This window comes from Methylobacterium guangdongense, from assembly GCF_038442355.1.
GTDB lineage: Bacteria > Pseudomonadota > Alphaproteobacteria > Rhizobiales > Beijerinckiaceae > Methylobacterium > Methylobacterium guangdongense.
On the sequence record NZ_JBBXMX010000015.1, the window covers coordinates 23233 to 38644 of the forward strand.

Sequence of the window (15412 nt, forward strand, 5' to 3'; positions counted from 1 at the left end):
TCGCGATGAAGATCTGAGGCGCGTTCTGCCGTTTTTGCGTCCGGTCTCGATCAGGAGCGGCTACAGCGGGCGTCCCCGTCGCGGCCCGAGCTGCCTGACGGCCGCGGTCCGGGCAGCCGATCCTGCATCCCAGGTCTTCGACCGCTCGGTTCTGCCTCGGTTCCGCCCTGTCACGGGACCGTTGCCCCAGCGCGGAAGCCGCTGTGCTTGTTGCACAACGGCATCCGGTGTAGGGTGCGGCCATACCTGACATCACCCGTCGCTCAAGCCCAAGGAGCCGCCCCGCATGGCGCGCGTCACCGTCGAAGATTGCATCGAGAAGGTCGAGAACCGGTTCGAGCTCGTCCTGCTGGCGAGCCACCGCGCCCGCCTGCTCGCCGCCGGCGCCCCGCTCACCGTCGACCGCGATCGCGACAAGAACCCCGTCGTGGCCCTGCGCGAGATCGGCGACGAGACGATCACGGCGGACGACCTCAAGGAGCAGCTGATCCACTCGATGCAGAAATACGTCGAGGTGGACGAGCCCGAGGCCGAGACCGTGCCGCTGCTGTCGAGTTCGCCGGCCGCCGCCGCGGTGGCCCCGCAATCCTCCAGCGACGATTCGGCGGTCCAGTTCGACCGCATGAGCGAGGAGGACCTCCTGCGCGGCCTCGAGAACCTCGCCCCGCCGGTCGAGACCGACGACGAGGGCGAGTGAGCCTGACAGCGTGGGCCTGGACGCGCACGACCTGACCGCAACCGGACCCGGCGGAGACGCCGGGTTCTCTCGTTCCGATGCCGAAACCGTCGCACCGGGCGGTTTTCCGCCGCCGGGGGCTGGCGCGGGCCCGGCGGTTGCGGAACAATCGGGCGTGATCCCGACCCCGCGTCCCACCCCGGAGCCGACCCCGTCCCGGCGGATGATGCGCCAGTACGAGCTGGTCGAACGGGTCAAGCGCTACAACCCGACCGCCGACGAGGCGCTGCTCAACCGCGCCTACGTGTACGCCATGCAGGCGCACGGCACGCAGAAGCGCGCCTCGGGCGATCCGTTCTTCGCCCATCCCCTCGAAGTCGCCGCGATCCTGACGGATCTCCACCTCGACGACGCCACCATCGTGGCCGCGGTCCTGCACGACACCGTGGAGGACACCGAGGCGACGCTGGAGGAGATCCGCCGGCTGTTCGGGCCGGAGATCGGCGCGCTGGTCGACGGCCTGACCAAGCTCAAGCGGCTCGACCTCGTCTCCAAGCAGGCCGCGCAGGGCGAGAACTTCCGCAAGCTGCTGCTCGCCGTGGCGGCGGATGTGCGCGTGCTCCTGGTCAAGCTCGCCGACCGCCTGCACAACATGCGCACCCTCCAGCACATGCGGGAGGACAAGCGCCACCGCATCGCGCAGGAGACGCTGGACATCTACGCGCCGCTCGCCGGCCGGATGGGCATGCAGGAGCTGCGCGAAGAGCTGGAGGATCTGGCCTTCCGCAACATCGAGCCGGAGGTCTACGCGACCATCACCCAGCGGCTCGCCCGGCTCACCGCCAAGTCCGAGAGCGTAGTCGAGACGATCGCGCAGGTGCTGACCGAGAAGCTCGGCGCGCAGGGCATCACCGCCGCGGTGAGTGGCCGGCAGAAGCGGCCCTTCTCGATCTGGTCGAAGATGGAGCGCAAGTCCGTCGCCTTCGAGCAGCTCTCCGACATCTTCGGCTTCCGCGTGGTCGTCGACACGGTGCAGCAATGCTACGCGGCGCTCGGCATCGTCCATACCAGCTGGCCGATGGTTCCGGGGCGGTACAAGGACTACATCTCGACCCCAAAGCAGAACGATTACCGCTCGATCCACACCACGGTGATCGGGCCCCAGAGCCAGCGTGTCGAGTTGCAGATCCGCACCCACGCCATGGACGACATCGCCGAATACGGCATCGCGGCCCACGCGCAGTACAAGGAACTCGGGACGGAGCTGGGCCGCCGCGAGGGCGAGGGCAGCGTCCATCCGAAGCTGGCGGCCGAGAGCGGCGCCTACCAGTGGCTGCGCCGAACCATCGAGCTCCTCGCCGAGGGCGACAGCCCGGAGGAGTTCCTGGAGCACACCAAGCTGGAGCTGTTCCAGGATCAGGTGTTCTGCTTCACCCCCAAGGGCCGGCTGATCGCCCTGCCGCGGGGCGCCACGCCGATCGACTTCGCGTATGCGGTCCACACCGACGTCGGCAACACGGCGGTCGGCGCCAAGATCAACGGCCGGATGGCGCCGCTGCTGCACGAACTCGCCAACGGCGACGAGGTCGAGATCATGCGCTCGGACGGCGCCTCGCCACCCGCCGCCTGGGAATCCCTGGTGGTGACCGGCAAGGCGCGGGCGGCGATCCGGCGGGCGACCCGGGCCGCCGTGCGCCGGCAATATGCCGGCCTCGGCCGCCAGATCCTGGATCGGGCCTTCGAGCGCGCCGCCAAGACCTTCTCGGAGGACAAGCTGCGCGGTGCCCTGCCGCGGCTCGCCCGGGCGAGCACCGAGGACGTCTTCGCCGCCGTCGGGCGGGGCGAGATGTTCTCGGGCGACGTGGTCCGTGCCGTCTATCCGGACCACCGCGACGAGCGCCGGCCCTCCGCCGCGCCGGGACCGACCGGCGGCGCCGGCCGCCTCGTCCGCTCGGCCGACCAGACCATGCGGCTGACCTTCCCGGGGGCCGACGGCAGAGAGGGCGAGGCCGAGGATCGCAGCGACGCGATCCCGATCCGGGGCCTCGCGGGCGACCTGCCGGTGACCTTCGCGCCGAACGGGGGCGCGGTTCCTGGGGACCGGATCGTCGGCATCCTGACCCCCGAGGTCGGCGTCACCGTCTACCCGATCCAGTCCGCGGCGCTCGCCGCCTTCGACAACGAGCCGGAGCGCTGGCTCGACGTCCGGTGGGATACCGAGGCGCTCGGCGGCGAGCGCTTCCCCGCCCGGCTGGCCCTCAAGTCGATCAACGAGCCGGGGGTGTTCGCCCAGATCGCCCAGGTGATCGCCGACCACGACGGCAACATCGACAATATCTCGATGAAGCGGCGCACGCAGGACTTCACCGACATCACCATCGACCTGTCGGTCTGGGATCTCCAGCACCTGAATGCGATCATCGCGGAACTGCGCGGCAAGCGCGCCGTCAACAGCGTCGAGCGCGTGAACGGCTGAGCCGGCCCGGGCAGACGCATATCTCAAGTTTACGCATACGCGTCGGAAAACCTTCCGAGAACACTCCGGCACTTGATGAAGACAGGCCGTTGACGGTTTTTTGCCCAATATCATCGATCTTCGCGGCGGCGATTCTGCCGTAAAGCTTGACATGGACGCATTTGAGTCGAATGGTCGGATTCCCCGGACGACGGCAGCTCGAGAAAGACCGCGCTTTTCGCCCCGGATTGCAGAACACAGCGACGATCGATCGGGCCAATTCAACCCCGGCCCGACGCCTCGATTGGATCTCGGCCGTTACTGAAGACGATTTGTCGTCACCCCTATGTTTCAGGATTTGATCTGTTCATGACAGCCACGCAGCGCAGCGCAGTCTTCATCGACGGCGCCAACCTCTACGCGACCACCAAGGCCCTCGGCTTCGACATTGATTACAAGAAACTGCTCAAGGAATTCCAGTCGCGCGAGAATCTTCTCCGCGCATTCTACTACACCGCGATGATCGAGGATCAGGAGTATTCCTCCATCCGCCCGTTGATCGACTGGCTCGATTACAACGGCTATCGCGTCGTGACCAAGCCGGTGAAGGAGTTCACCGATTCCATGGGCCGGCGGAAGTACAAGGGCAACATGGACATCGAGCTGGCGATCGACGCCCTCGAACTCAGTGCCCATATCGATCACATGATCTTGTTCTCGGGCGACGGCGACTTCCGCTCGCTGGTCGAGGCGATGCAGCGGCGGGGCGTCAAGGTGACGGTGATCTCCACCATCCAGACGCAGCCGTCGATGATCTCCGACGAGTTGCGGCGGCAGGCCGACGAGTTCGTCGATCTGGCGAGCCTCGCGGGGCGGATCGGACGCGAACCGAACGAGCGGCCGGCCCGGGCCACGGGCGATGCGTCGAGCCGCTATCGCGGCGAGGGCCGGGCGAGCCCGAGCCTGGAGAACCGCTACGGCATCCGCCAGCCGGAGCCCGAAGAGGAGTGAGGCCCGGCTTGGCGCCTCAGGCGCCCGTTCCGTCGAGCCAGTCGAGAACCTGCCGGGCGCTCCGGTCCGGCGGGAAGACCGGGTAGAACACCTGGGTGACCACGCCGTCGTCGATCACCAGGGTGAGGCGGCGCAGCAGCACCTGCCCGCCGGCCTCGAAGACCGGCAGGCGCGCCGCCATCGCGAAGGCGCGGTGCGGATCGGCGAGCAGCGGGAACGACAGGCGCAGCCGCTCGGCGGCCTCCCGCTGGTAGGCGCCGGTCTGGGTCGAGAGGCCGTAGACCTGGGCGACGCCCTTCGCGGTCAGCTCGGCGTGGTGATCGCGGAAGTCGCAGGCCTGCGGCGTGCAGCCCCGGGCACCGGGAATCGCATCCCAGTCGGGCGTCAGACCCGGCTTTCCCGGCTCGCCGGTGCGGGGATAGGCGTAGGCCACGGTGCGGCCTGTGAGCCGGGCCAGCGAGACCGTGCCGCCGTCCGTGGCGGTCAGCGCTACGTCGGGCAGCCGCATGCCGCGCAGGTGATCGGCCGCGCCGTCGTCGATGGGGGCGGGGAGGTCGGCGGGCAGGACGTCGGGGTTGGATGGCATGGGTCGCTCCGCTCGGAAGCGGTGAAGCTATCCCGAGATCGGGCCGGGCAGAAGCGTGGTCCGTCCTTACCCCCGATCCCGCAACAGCCGCGCGCGATCCCGCTGCCAGTCCCGCTCCTTCACGGCCTCGCGCTTGTCGTGGGCCTGCTTGCCCTTGCCGAGGCCCAGCTCGACCTTCGCCCGCCCCTTGTCGTTGAAGTAGATCTTCAGGGGCACCACCGTGTAGCCCTGGCGCTGGGTCGCGCCGATCAGCTTGTTGATCTGGCGGCGGTGCAGCAGCAGGCGGCGCGGGCGCTTGGTGTCGTGGTTGAAACGGTTCGCCTCCAGATATTCCGGGATGTAGGCGTTGAACAGCATCAGGTCGTTACCGGAGGGACCGGCATAGGCCTCGCCGATCGTCGCCTTGCCGCCGCGCAGGGACTTCACCTCGGTGCCGGTCAGCGCGATGCCGGCCTCGAGCGTGTCCTCGATCGTGTAGTGGTAACGCGCGGCGCGGTTATCGGCGACGATGCGCCGGCCGGGCTCCGGTTTCGGGGCCATTCGTCTGTGACTCTCTTCAGCCTTCCAGCAGGCCGGCGTGCCGCAGGGCGTCGTCCACGATGCGCCGCGTTGCCGCGGAGACCGGGACCATCGGAAGCCGCAGCTCCTCGGCGATATGGCCGAGCCGGGCCAGCGCGTACTTGACCGGCGCCGGGTTGGCTTCGGCGAACAGGCCGGCCTGGAGCGGAAACAGCCGGTCCTGGATCGTCAGCGCCTTGGCGTAGTCACCCGAGAGCGACGCCTCCTGAAGGTCGGCGCAGAGCCGGGGCGCGACGTTCGCCACCACCGAGATGCAGCCGTGGCCACCCTGGGCATTGTAGCCGAGGGCCGTCGCATCTTCGCCCGAAAGCTGGATGAAGCTGTCGCCCATGGCCTGACGCTGCTGGCTGACGCGGTCGATCTTGGCGGTCGCGTCCTTCACGCCGGCGATGTTCTTCAGCTCGAAGAGCCGGGCCATCGTCTCGACGCTCATGTCGATGACGGAACGCGGCGGGATGTTGTAGATGATGATCGGAATGCCGACCGCATCGTTGACGGCCTTGAAGTGGGCGTAGAGGCCCTCCTGCGTCGGCTTGTTGTAGTACGGCGTCACCACGAGGACGGCGTCGGCCCCCGCGCGCTCGGCATGCTGCGCCCGCTCGACCGCCTCGGCGGTGGAGTTGGAGCCCGCCCCCGCCACGACCGGGACGCGCCCGCCCGCCTCGTCGATGCAGGCCTCGACCACCCGGTCGTGCTCGGCATGGGTCAGGGTCGGGCTCTCGCCGGTGGTGCCGGTCGGCACGAGGCCGTGGCTGCCCTGCTCGATCTGCCAGCGCACGAGTTTCCGGAAGGCGTCCTCGTCGAAGGCGCCGTCGCGGAACGGCGTCACAAGCGCGGTGAGCGAGCCCCGCAGGCGGCTCCCGGTCATCTCGGTCATCTCAGGCGTCCCAAAGGGTCCCTGCTGGGGTTCCGGCGTTCTCGGCGCCGTGCGTGGTCCGCACCTTACGGGCGCGGACGGGCAGACATAGGCAATCGCGCCACGGCGCGCAAACAGATCGTCGCGACGGTTAACGCGATCTTTATGGTCTCCGCCCGATCCTCGGCCTTTCCCGCCCCGGTGAGCAGCAGGGGGACTCCGTGATCCGATCCGCGGCCACGACGCCCACTCCCAAGGTGCCTGCTCCGAAGCGCACGACCCTCGCCGCCGCCGCGTTCATCGCCACCGTCGGCGTCGCCCTTGCCGGCCCGGCCGGCCCGGACGCCGCCGCGACGCAGCCGACGCCGCCCGCGAGCGATGCCGCCCTCTCCACCGCGCAGGTCCGGAGCGCCGAGAAGGCGGCCGATCCGGTCGCCGCCGACGCCCTGAAGCTCGACCCGGTCCACGTCTCCGACGAGAAGGCCGAGGAACCCGCCCGGGGACTGCCCGCCGCGGCCTCGGCCTACGCGTCCGCCGATCCGGACGCCCCCGTGGCCTTCCCGATGCCCGACGCCGCCGTCGCACCGGCCGCTCCGGTTCCCGAGGTGCCCGACCCCGCGCGCCCCAAGATCTCGGGCGACACCGATCCGACGCTGCTGCGCGGCGCCATCGACCTCTACCGCAAGGGCCGGGTCGCGGAGGGCGACCGGATGCGCGACGGCTTCACCGATCCGGCCGCGAAGGCGCTGCTCGAATGGGTGGCGATCCGCGCGGGCGCCGGGATCGGCTTCAACCGCACGGTCGCGTTCGCCCGGGCCAATCCGGACTGGCCGGCCGGCCCCCTGCTGCGGCGCCGGGCCGAGGAGGCGCTGCTCTCCGAGCGCAAGCCCCCCGCGATGGTGCGGGCCTTCTTCGCCACGGCGAAGCCCGCGAGCGCGCCGGGCAAGTTCGCCCTGGCGCTGGCGCTGCGCGCCGACGGCTACGAGGGGGACGCCGCCGAGATGGTCCGCGACCTCTGGCGCACCGAGAGCTTCGGGCGCAGCCTGGAGGCCAAGGTGCTCGACGCCTTCCCCGAGGCGCTCACCCGGGTCGATCACCGCTACCGGATGGAGCGGGCGCTCCTGAAGGACGATTGGGAGAGCGCCGGCCGGGCGGCCGGCTACGCGGGGGGCGCCTATGCCAGCCTCGTGCGCGCCCGCCGGGCCGTGGAGGACAAGTCCTCCGGGGCCGCCGCGGCGCTGGCCGCCGTGCCGCCGTCGCTGCGGAGCGACGCCTCCTACATCTTCACCCGGGCGCAGTATTTCCGCCGGGCCGACAAGCCCGAGGAGGCCGCCGCCATCCTCGCCTCGGCGCCCAGCAACCCGGACGTTCTGGTCGACGGCGACGAATGGTGGGTCGAGCGTCGGATCGTGGCGCGCAAGCTCCTCGACCTCGGCGACGCCAAGACCGCCTACGTGGTGGCGAGCGCCCAGGCGGCGCGCACGCCGGAGAAGCGGATCGAGGCCGCGTTCCACGCCGGCTGGATCGCGCTGCGCTTCACCGGCGATCCGGCCGCCGCCGCGCAGCACTTCGCCCAGATGGCCACGATCGCCGAGAGCCCGATCTCGGTGGCGCGCGCCGCCTACTGGCAGGGCCGGGCGGCCGAGGCGCTCGGCCAGAGGGACGCGGCGAAGCGCTTCTACGAGACGGCCGCCCTGCAGCCGATCGCCTATTACGGGCAGGTGGCGCGGGCGCAGCTCGGCCAGACCAGCCTGCCCCTGCGGGCCCCCGCGGACCTCGAAGGGCCCGAGCGGCAGGCCTTCGACGGGCGGCTCTACGTCCGGGCCCTCCGGATGCTGGGCGAGGCCGGCATCAAGGATCTCGCCCTGCCGCTGTACATCGACGCCGCCCGGGACCTCTCCGACCCGCGCGACTTGCAGGCGCTCGGCGACCTCGCCACCGACATGAAGGATCCCCGCGCCCTGGTGGCGATCGGCAAGCTCGCGGTGCAGCGCGGCCTGCCCCTCGACGCCCACGCCTATCCGACGATCGGGATCCCGGCCTACGAGACCTACACGGCGGTGCCGCAGGTCGAGCGGGCCATGGTCTACGCCATCGCCCGGCAGGAGAGCCAGTTCGATCCCCGCGCCCAGTCGGGGGTCGGCGCCCGCGGCCTGATGCAGATGATGCCGGCCACCGCCCAGCGCACCGCCCGCCGGGTCTCGGCGGCGTTCGACGTGGACCGCCTGACCAGCGACCCCGCCTATTGCGCCAAGCTGGGGCAGGCCCATCTCGGCGAGCTGATGGAGGATTGGCGCGGCTCCTACGTGCTGGCCTTCGCGTCCTACAACGCGGGCGGCGGCAACGTGAAGAAGTGGATCGACGCCTACGGCGACCCGCGCAAGCCGGGCGTCGACGTGATCGACTGGGTGGAGCGCATCCCCTTCACCGAGACGCGCAACTACGTGCAGCGGGTGATGGAGAACCTGCAGGTCTACCGCTCCCGGCTCGACAGCCGCAGCGCCCTGCTGATCGACGGCGACCTGCACCGCGGCGCGCGCTAGTGCATCGATCCAGACGGAGGCTTCAGCCGAGCCTGGAAAAATTGACGCTGGAACAATGGGCTAGTGCTCACTCGCATGAACGAAGTGAGTGCGTCTGAGCACGAGGCGCAGATCCCCCCGCGCCGCCGGGATGTAACCGGCGCGTCGCCGCGGCGAAGCTTGCGGTTGTGCCTTCGGCCATTCTCTCCCTAGAAGATGGTCCGGTCCGCGTGGACCGGCCCGGGCGGGCCGTGGCTGCCGAGAGGATCCTCATGCTGCGTTCGATATCGGGTTTCGCCCTCCTGCTGAGCACCGCGCTCGTGGCCGCCGCACCGGCCCTGGCCCAGGAGGCCTCCACCGCCGAGCAGACGATCGACGTGATGAACACGCTGTTCGGCAAGCATCCGGGGGCGCGGGCCAACCACGCCAAGGGCGTGGTGGCGGAGGGCAGCTTCACCCCGTCGGCCGAAGCCGCCACGATCAGCAAGGCCTCCCTGTTCCAGGGGCCGGCGGTGCCGGTGACGATCCGCTTCTCCGACGCCACCGGCGTGCCGACCATCCCGGACGGCGCGGCCAACGCCAATCCGCACGGCCTCGCGCTCAAGTTCAAGCTCAGCGACGGCGCGGAGATGGATGTCGTCACCAATTCCCTGAAGTATTTTCCGGTGGCCACCGGCGAGGAGTTTCGCGACCTCCTGAAGGCGGTCGCCGAGAGCGGGCCGAACGCCGCCCATCCGACCGCGCTGGAGCGCTTCGCCGCGTCCCACCCGGCCGCCGCGACCGCGGGCGGCACCGCCAAGACCCCGTCGAGCCTCGCGCGGCAGACCTACAATGGCGTCAACGCCTTCATCTTCGTGGACAAGGACGGCAAGCGGCAGCCGTTCCGCTTCCGCATCGAGCCGGTGCAGGGCGAGGAGATCCTGCCACCCGAGGATGCGGCCAAGCGTGATCCGAACTTCCTGATGGGCGAGATCGGGCCCCGCGTCGCCAAGGAGCCGGCGAAGTTCCGCGTCCTGGCCCAGCTCGCGCAGGCCGGCGACCCGACCAACGACGCCACCAAGCCCTGGCCCGTCGACCGCAAGACCGTCGATCTCGGCACGCTGACCGTGTCGAAGGCGGTGCCGGACAGCGCCGAGGCCGAGAAGGCGCTGCTGTTCATGCCGAACAACCTGACCGACGGGATCGAGGTCTCGGACGATCCGCTGATCGACGCCCGGGTGCAGGCCTACGCGGTCTCGTTCAGCCGGCGCTCGCAGTAGCCGACTAGCGGGTGGTCCCGGGAGCCGGAGCCGAGGGCGGCTTCGCGCCGCCTGTCTGCGCCGTGTCGGGAGCGGTCCGAGCCCCGTCCCGGGTGGCGCCGGTTCCGGTCAGGCCGCCGGCGCCCATACTGGTCGTGGGTGCGCCGTCCCGATGGCCGGGCGCGGTCTGTGTGCTCCTGTCCTCCGCAGCAGAGGCGGCGCCCGCAGCGCAGGCGATGAGTCCGGCGAGCAGGACTGTCGTTGTCAGGCGTCTCACGGGACCTCCGCGGTACATCGGCGAGCTGGGCTTGCCGGACCAACCGGGTGCACCCGGGAGCGTTCCCATCCGCCGGCCGCTCCGGGATCCCAAAGGGCGCAGCCCTTTGGCGGGGTGTCGGGGCAGGGCCCCGACATCGGGCGAAGCCCATCGTCGCGGGAAGCCCGACAGCGGGCGAAGCCCGACAGCGGGCGAAGCCCGACAGCATGGCTCCGCCCTGCACCCGCGAAAGGGCTCGCCCTTTCGAAACCCGGACCAACGTCAGCCCGCGTCGCGCAGCCCCGCCGCGGCGTGACGGCCGCGGCGCTCGGCCGGGTCCTGGAACACCCCCGACCACAGGCCGAGGCGACGCCCCCAGGCCCGGTCGGCGGCCGCCGTGTAGGCGGGCGCGGCGTCGCGCCCGGGCACGGCGAGGCCGCTGGCGACCATCCAGGCGCCGAGATCCTCGTCGCCGATCCGGCACAGCGCCCTGTCTGCACCACGCGGCTCGCAGGCGACCGTCGCCCCGCCGATATGGTCGGCGAGCGCCCGGGCCGCGTCCCGGCCGCAGGCGTAGGTGCGATCCTGCGCGTCCGAGCAGGTCTGGTCGGTCTCCGGCGCCACGACGCCGTAGAGGCCGACCTGACGTGCGCCGACACGGAGGGTCCCGCCGTCGATCACCTGGGCAGGGCCCTGCAGGACCTCGCCGGCCCGGGCGGGGGCGTGCCACGCGAGGCCGCCGGCCAGGAGCGCCGCCAGGAGCGGCAGGCGCGAGCGTCCGGTCTTCTCGTCCGGGCAGAGGAGGGTGCCGGCAACGCCGGCCGCGCAGGCGAGGAGGGCACCGAGGATCAGCGACATGGTTTGAGGTCTCCGGACGGGGTATGGCCCCCTTGTGCCGAAGCCCCGCCCCGCCATCCTGACGGCGCCTGTCAGCCTCCCGTCAGGCGGATTGTGCGACCGCGTGCCCGCATGAACGCCCGCCGCGCCGCCTTGCTCTGCCTGCTCGCCGTCCTCGGCAGCGCACCCGCGTCGGCGTCCGAGGACGCCGACCGAGCCCGTCAGGCCCTGGAGAAGGGCGAGATCCGCCCCCTCGACGAGATCCTGCGCGCCGCCCGGGAAGCGGTGTCGGGCGACGTCGTGTCGGTCGATCTGAAGCGCGACGACGGGCGTTGGCGCTACAAGCTGCGCATCCTCGGCGCCGACGGGAAGCGCCGGACCGTGAAGGTCGATGCCCGCTCGGCCAAGGTTCTGGACGATGACGACGATGATTGAGGGACATCCGTGCGCGTCCTGATCGTCGAGGACGAGCCCCGCATCGCCGCCGACATCCGCCAGGGGCTGGAGCGGGCGGGCTACGTGGCCGACGTGGTGGCGGACGGGGAGGCCGCGTGGTTCCGCGCCGAGACCGAGCCCTACGACGCCATGGTGCTCGACCTCGGCCTGCCGCGCCTCGACGGGCTCGGGGTGTTGCGCCGGCTGCGCGCCGCCGACATCGCCCTGCCGGTGCTGATCCTCACCGCCCGGGACGGCTGGCGCGAGCGCGTCGAGGGCATCGATGCCGGGGCCGACGACTACCTCGTCAAGCCGTTCCGCATGGAGGAGCTGGTCGCCCGCCTGCGGGCGATCCTGCGGCGCACCGCCGGGCATGCCTCGCCGATCCTGCGCGCCGGCGCCGTGGAGCTCGACACCCGCACCCGGGCGGTCAGCGTCGACGGCCGCCCGACCGAATTGACCGCCCTGGAATACCGGCTCCTGTCGTTCCTGCTGCACCGGCCGGGGCAGGTCGTGCCGGCGGGCGAGGTGCTCGACCACCTCCACGGGGTCGGCACGGAGCGCGAGGCCAACGCCCTGGAGGCGCTGCTCACCCGCCTGCGCCGGAAGCTCGGCCCGGGGGTGATCGAGACGCGGCGCGGCCAGGGCTACTGCGTCCCGGCGCCGGACGGACCGTGAGCCGCCACTCGCTGCGCCTGCGGCTCGGCCTCGCGGCGGCGGCTCTGATCGCCCTGGCGCTCCTGCTCGCCGGGATCGGGCTGACCGTGATCCTCGACCGGGTGCTCGACGCGCGCACCGCCGACGGGCTCGACCGGACCGCCAAGCTGATCGCCGGACGGGTCGGCCTCGCGCCGGACGGGCGCCCGACGCTGTCCCGGGAGCCGCCCGATCCGCGCTTCGCCACGCCGTATGGCGGACTCTACTGGCAGGTGGAGGCGGGATCGCACGTCCTGCGGTCGCGCTCGCTCTGGGACCGGAGTCTGGATCTGGGCCAGGCGGACGCGGCGGGCACGATCGACACGACCGGGCCGGATGGCGGCCGGCTCATCGCGGTGGTCCAGCCGCTCACGATCGGGCCGGGCGGCGCCGAGACTCAGCTGCGGGTGATCGTGGCGGAGGATCGCCGCAACCTCGCGGCGAGCCGGACGACCTTCCTGCGCCTGCTCGTCCCGGCACTGGTGGCCCTGTTCGTCGTGCTGACCCTGGCGATGGCGCTGTTCGTGCGCCGGGCACTGGCGCCGTTCCGGGTGCTGCAGGCGGATCTCCTGGCGGTCCATGCCGGGACGCGGACGCGGCTGCCGGAGCACTTTCCCGATGAGGTCCGGCCGCTGGTCGCAGATCTCAACCGGCTCCTCGACGCGCAGGAGCGGGCTTTGATCCGCGCCCGGGACGCGGCCGCCGACATGGCCCACGGCCTCAAGACGCCGCTCGCGGTCCTTGACGCGCTGGCGCGCCGGACCGACGCCGATCCGATCCTCTCGGCCGAGATCGCCGAGCAGGCCCGGGCGATGGGCGGGCAGGTGGAGCGGGCGCTCGCCCGGGCGCGGATCGCCGCCTCCGGCGACCTGCGGCGGCGCTCCTGCCGGGTGGCGCCGGTGGCGGAGCGGCTGGTCGCCACCCTGCGCCGGCTGCCGGAGGGGGATTCCCTCGCCTGGGCGGTGTCGGTGCCGGACACGCTCGCCTATCCGGGGGAGGAGGGCGAGCTGATGGAGGTGCTGGGCAACCTCCTCGACAACGCGCGGAAATGGGCCCACCGCCGCGTGCGGCTCACCGGAGCGATGGACGCCAAGCGCCTGAGCCTCGCCGTGGATGATGACGGCCCCGGCATGAGCGCGGCGGCGATCGCCGGCATCGGCCGCGGCCAGCGCTGGGACGAGACCCGGCCGGGCACGGGATTCGGCATCGCGATCGCCCGGGACGTGGCCGAGGCCGCAGGCGCGCAGCTGGCGTTCGGGCGCTCGGAGCTGGGCGGCCTGCGGGCAGAGCTGACGTGGCCGGGCGGGTAGGGCGTCCCGACCGTTCAGGGCCGCGGCTTCACCCTGCCCGCAACCGGCCGGCTCAGGCGCAGGAGCAGCGCGCTCAAGGTCCGGGCGCAGGCCTGCGTCGTGCGGCCCTCGGTGGCGATGGTCAGGTCCGGCCGCTCCGGCGCCTCGTAGGGGGCCGAGATTCCGGTGAAGTCCGGGATCCGGCCGGCCCGGGCCAGGCGGTACAGGCCCTTCGGGTCGCGGGCCTCGCACAGGCCGAGCGGCGTGTCGACGAACACCTCCACGAACGGGATGTCGCTGGCGATCCGCCGGGCCAGCGCCCGGTCGGCGCGGCACGGCGAGATCAGCGAGACGATCACCACCGAGCCCGCCTCCGCCATCAGCCGCGCCACCTCGGCGGTGCGGCGGACGTTCTCGGACCGGTCCTGCGCCGTGAAGGTCAGGTCGGCGTTCAGGCCGTGTCGGAGGTTGTCACCGTCGAGGACCGCGCTGTGCCGGCCGCTGGCCACCAGGGTCCGGTCGGCCGCCGCCGCGAGGGTCGACTTGCCGGCCCCCGACAGGCCGGTCAGCCACGCGATGACGGGGCCCTGGCCGAGGCGTGCCCATCGATCCTCCCGGGGCTGGAGCCGGTGCCACGTGACGTGGCGCGAAGGCGCGTCGGTCGGGATCTTCTGCAAGACGCACAGTTCCATCGCCTGAGGCCGGATGGCGGACGGGGCCGCCGGTGGTCGAACACCGCCGCGCGGGTCGCGCGGTCGCGTCAGGGCACGCGCCAGGCCGGGTATCCGACCGCTTCGCCCAGGCGCTCCCTGCATTCCCCCAGGAGGAAGGCTGCCCGCTGACGCCAGGGGGCGGGCGCCCGGAAGGCGACGTGATCCATCGCCGCCCGCATCATCGCGCCGATCAGGGCCTCCGTCTCCGGCGCGACCGGCCGGGCGGCGAGTTCGTTCGGGGGTGCGGCCGGCGCGGCCGCGATGACCGTATCCCAGGGGCCGGCCCCAGCAGGCGGCGGCGAACCGCGCGTTGGCGGCGGCGTAGCGCGCCGCGACGCGGGCCAGCCCCTCCGGCGCCGCGCCGCGGAACCGGTCCGAATCCAACCCCCGCGCCCAGGCCCAGCGATCGACGACATGGCCGAGCTGCCGCGGATGCCCGATCACCTGCCGATGCACACCGTGCCGGTAGAGACGGCGCGCAGCCTCGACGGCGAGCGGGCCCGAGCTGCGGTTGGTCCGGTATTCCAGATCGGCCGGTGTCAGCAGCGAGGCGAGGCGATCGTTCAGGCCGAGGCCGCCGATCAGCCGCGCGAGGAGCGGCGCGTCCGACCGGCAGTCGCGGAACGGTACGGCGGTCACGCGGCCCTGCGAGACCTGGCGCCACGGTTCCAGCAGGGCGGCATAATCGTAGCGCCCCGAGACGCCCTCGACGCGCAGGAAGCCGCGGAAGGTGCGGCCCTCAGCGACGACCTGGGTTCGCAGGGCGTAGGCGGAGGCCAGCTGCTCGACCTGTGGCTTGACGACGAGCGCCGTCTCCAGGGCGAAGCCGTGCCGCGTGCAGATCTCGGCCAGGACCTCGGGGACGCGCCAGCGCGCCCGCTGCACGGCGAAATCCTCGTAGGAGAGGATCAGCGTGTCCGCCCGGGTGGTGGCGAGGGTGTCGTCGAGCCGCGCCAGGCCGGCCCGGCGCTCCGCCTCGGGACGGCGCCGGTCGAGCCCCTGGCCGAGCCGGTGGTGGTTGACGTCGAGGCTGTCCGGGGCGCCAGGGGGGCTCAGCTTCGGATAGCAGATCCCGACGGCGTCGAGGCGCGGGCGCAGCCGCGCCAGCACCTCCTGGAACGCGGTGGAGCCGGTCCGCGGCATCCCGATATGCACGATTGCGCGTCGCACGTGTCCTGTCGACCCTGTTGGATTCTATGATCCCGGACGGTGTCGGCACGGCAGAGCACAGTCCACGCGCGACGCGCGGATGCGAATATCCGG

The 15412-nt window shown here is 71.8% G+C and carries 13 protein-coding genes; 8 read left to right on the forward strand and 5 right to left on the reverse strand.

Annotation, left to right across the window (positions count from 1 at the left end):
- Positions 1-286 precede the first annotated feature (286 nt).
- The 3 genes from rpoZ (at position 287) to AAHG09_RS23190 (ending at position 4142) form a co-directional block, all read left to right on the forward strand.
- Complete coding sequence (gene rpoZ / locus AAHG09_RS23180; protein WP_160532711.1) at positions 287-697, forward strand: DNA-directed RNA polymerase subunit omega; 411 nt, start codon at positions 287-289, stop codon at positions 695-697.
- 202 nt (positions 698-899) lie between these two features.
- Positions 900-3152, forward strand: a complete 2253-nt coding sequence (locus AAHG09_RS23185; RefSeq protein WP_342109967.1) for a RelA/SpoT family protein — start codon at positions 900-902, stop codon at positions 3150-3152.
- A gap of 348 nt (positions 3153-3500) precedes the next feature.
- Complete coding sequence (locus AAHG09_RS23190) at positions 3501-4142, forward strand: LabA-like NYN domain-containing protein (RefSeq protein ID WP_342109869.1); 642 nt, start codon at positions 3501-3503, stop codon at positions 4140-4142.
- A gap of 16 nt (positions 4143-4158) precedes the next feature.
- Here the strand turns inward: AAHG09_RS23190 and AAHG09_RS23195 are convergent, their stop codons facing one another.
- The 3 genes from AAHG09_RS23195 to dapA form a co-directional block, all read right to left on the reverse strand.
- Positions 4159-4728, reverse strand: coding sequence for a peroxiredoxin (locus AAHG09_RS23195; protein WP_342109871.1), 570 nt, complete (start codon positions 4726-4728; stop codon positions 4159-4161).
- Between the two features lie 66 nt (positions 4729-4794).
- Positions 4795-5268: an SsrA-binding protein SmpB gene (gene smpB, locus AAHG09_RS23200; RefSeq protein WP_342109872.1), complete on the reverse strand. Its 474-nt coding sequence runs from the start codon at positions 5266-5268 to the stop codon at positions 4795-4797.
- Positions 5269-5284: 16 nt separating this feature from the next.
- Positions 5285-6184: a 4-hydroxy-tetrahydrodipicolinate synthase gene (gene dapA, locus AAHG09_RS23205; RefSeq protein WP_342109873.1), complete on the reverse strand. Its 900-nt coding sequence runs from the start codon at positions 6182-6184 to the stop codon at positions 5285-5287.
- Between the two features lie 278 nt (positions 6185-6462).
- On the opposite strand from dapA, the gene AAHG09_RS23210 reads away from it, so the two are divergent.
- Both AAHG09_RS23210 and AAHG09_RS23215 read left to right on the forward strand, forming a co-directional pair.
- Entirely contained in the window at positions 6463-8706 is a 2244-nt protein-coding gene (locus AAHG09_RS23210; RefSeq protein WP_412760081.1) for a lytic transglycosylase domain-containing protein, read from the forward strand.
- Between the two features lie 251 nt (positions 8707-8957).
- Complete coding sequence (locus AAHG09_RS23215; RefSeq protein ID WP_342109875.1) at positions 8958-9944, forward strand: catalase family peroxidase; 987 nt, start codon at positions 8958-8960, stop codon at positions 9942-9944.
- Between the two features lie 517 nt (positions 9945-10461).
- On the opposite strand, the gene AAHG09_RS23220 is transcribed toward AAHG09_RS23215, so the two are convergent.
- Complete coding sequence (locus AAHG09_RS23220; protein WP_342109876.1) at positions 10462-11037, reverse strand: thermonuclease family protein; 576 nt, start codon at positions 11035-11037, stop codon at positions 10462-10464.
- Between the two features lie 111 nt (positions 11038-11148).
- On the opposite strand from AAHG09_RS23220, the gene AAHG09_RS23225 reads away from it, so the two are divergent.
- The 3 genes from AAHG09_RS23225 to AAHG09_RS23235 are packed head-to-tail and all read left to right on the forward strand — an operon-like array spanning position 11149 to position 13457.
- Entirely contained in the window at positions 11149-11451 is a 303-nt protein-coding gene (locus AAHG09_RS23225; RefSeq protein WP_342109877.1) for a PepSY domain-containing protein, read from the forward strand.
- A 9-nt stretch (positions 11452-11460) separates the two neighbouring features.
- On the forward strand, positions 11461-12129 hold the full coding sequence (locus AAHG09_RS23230; RefSeq protein WP_342109878.1) for a response regulator transcription factor: 669 nt from the start codon (positions 11461-11463) through the stop codon (positions 12127-12129).
- Positions 12126-13457, forward strand: a complete 1332-nt coding sequence (locus tag AAHG09_RS23235; RefSeq protein ID WP_342109879.1) for a sensor histidine kinase — start codon at positions 12126-12128, stop codon at positions 13455-13457. Before AAHG09_RS23230 ends, AAHG09_RS23235 begins: the two co-directional genes overlap by 4 nt.
- 14 nt (positions 13458-13471) lie before the next feature.
- On the opposite strand, the gene cysC is transcribed toward AAHG09_RS23235, so the two are convergent.
- Positions 13472-15319 carry an adenylyl-sulfate kinase gene (gene cysC, locus AAHG09_RS31985; protein ID WP_412760080.1) on the reverse strand — a complete coding sequence of 616 codons (1848 nt, stop codon included), beginning with the start codon at positions 15317-15319 and terminating at the stop codon, positions 13472-13474.
- Positions 15320-15412: the final 93 nt, after the last annotated feature.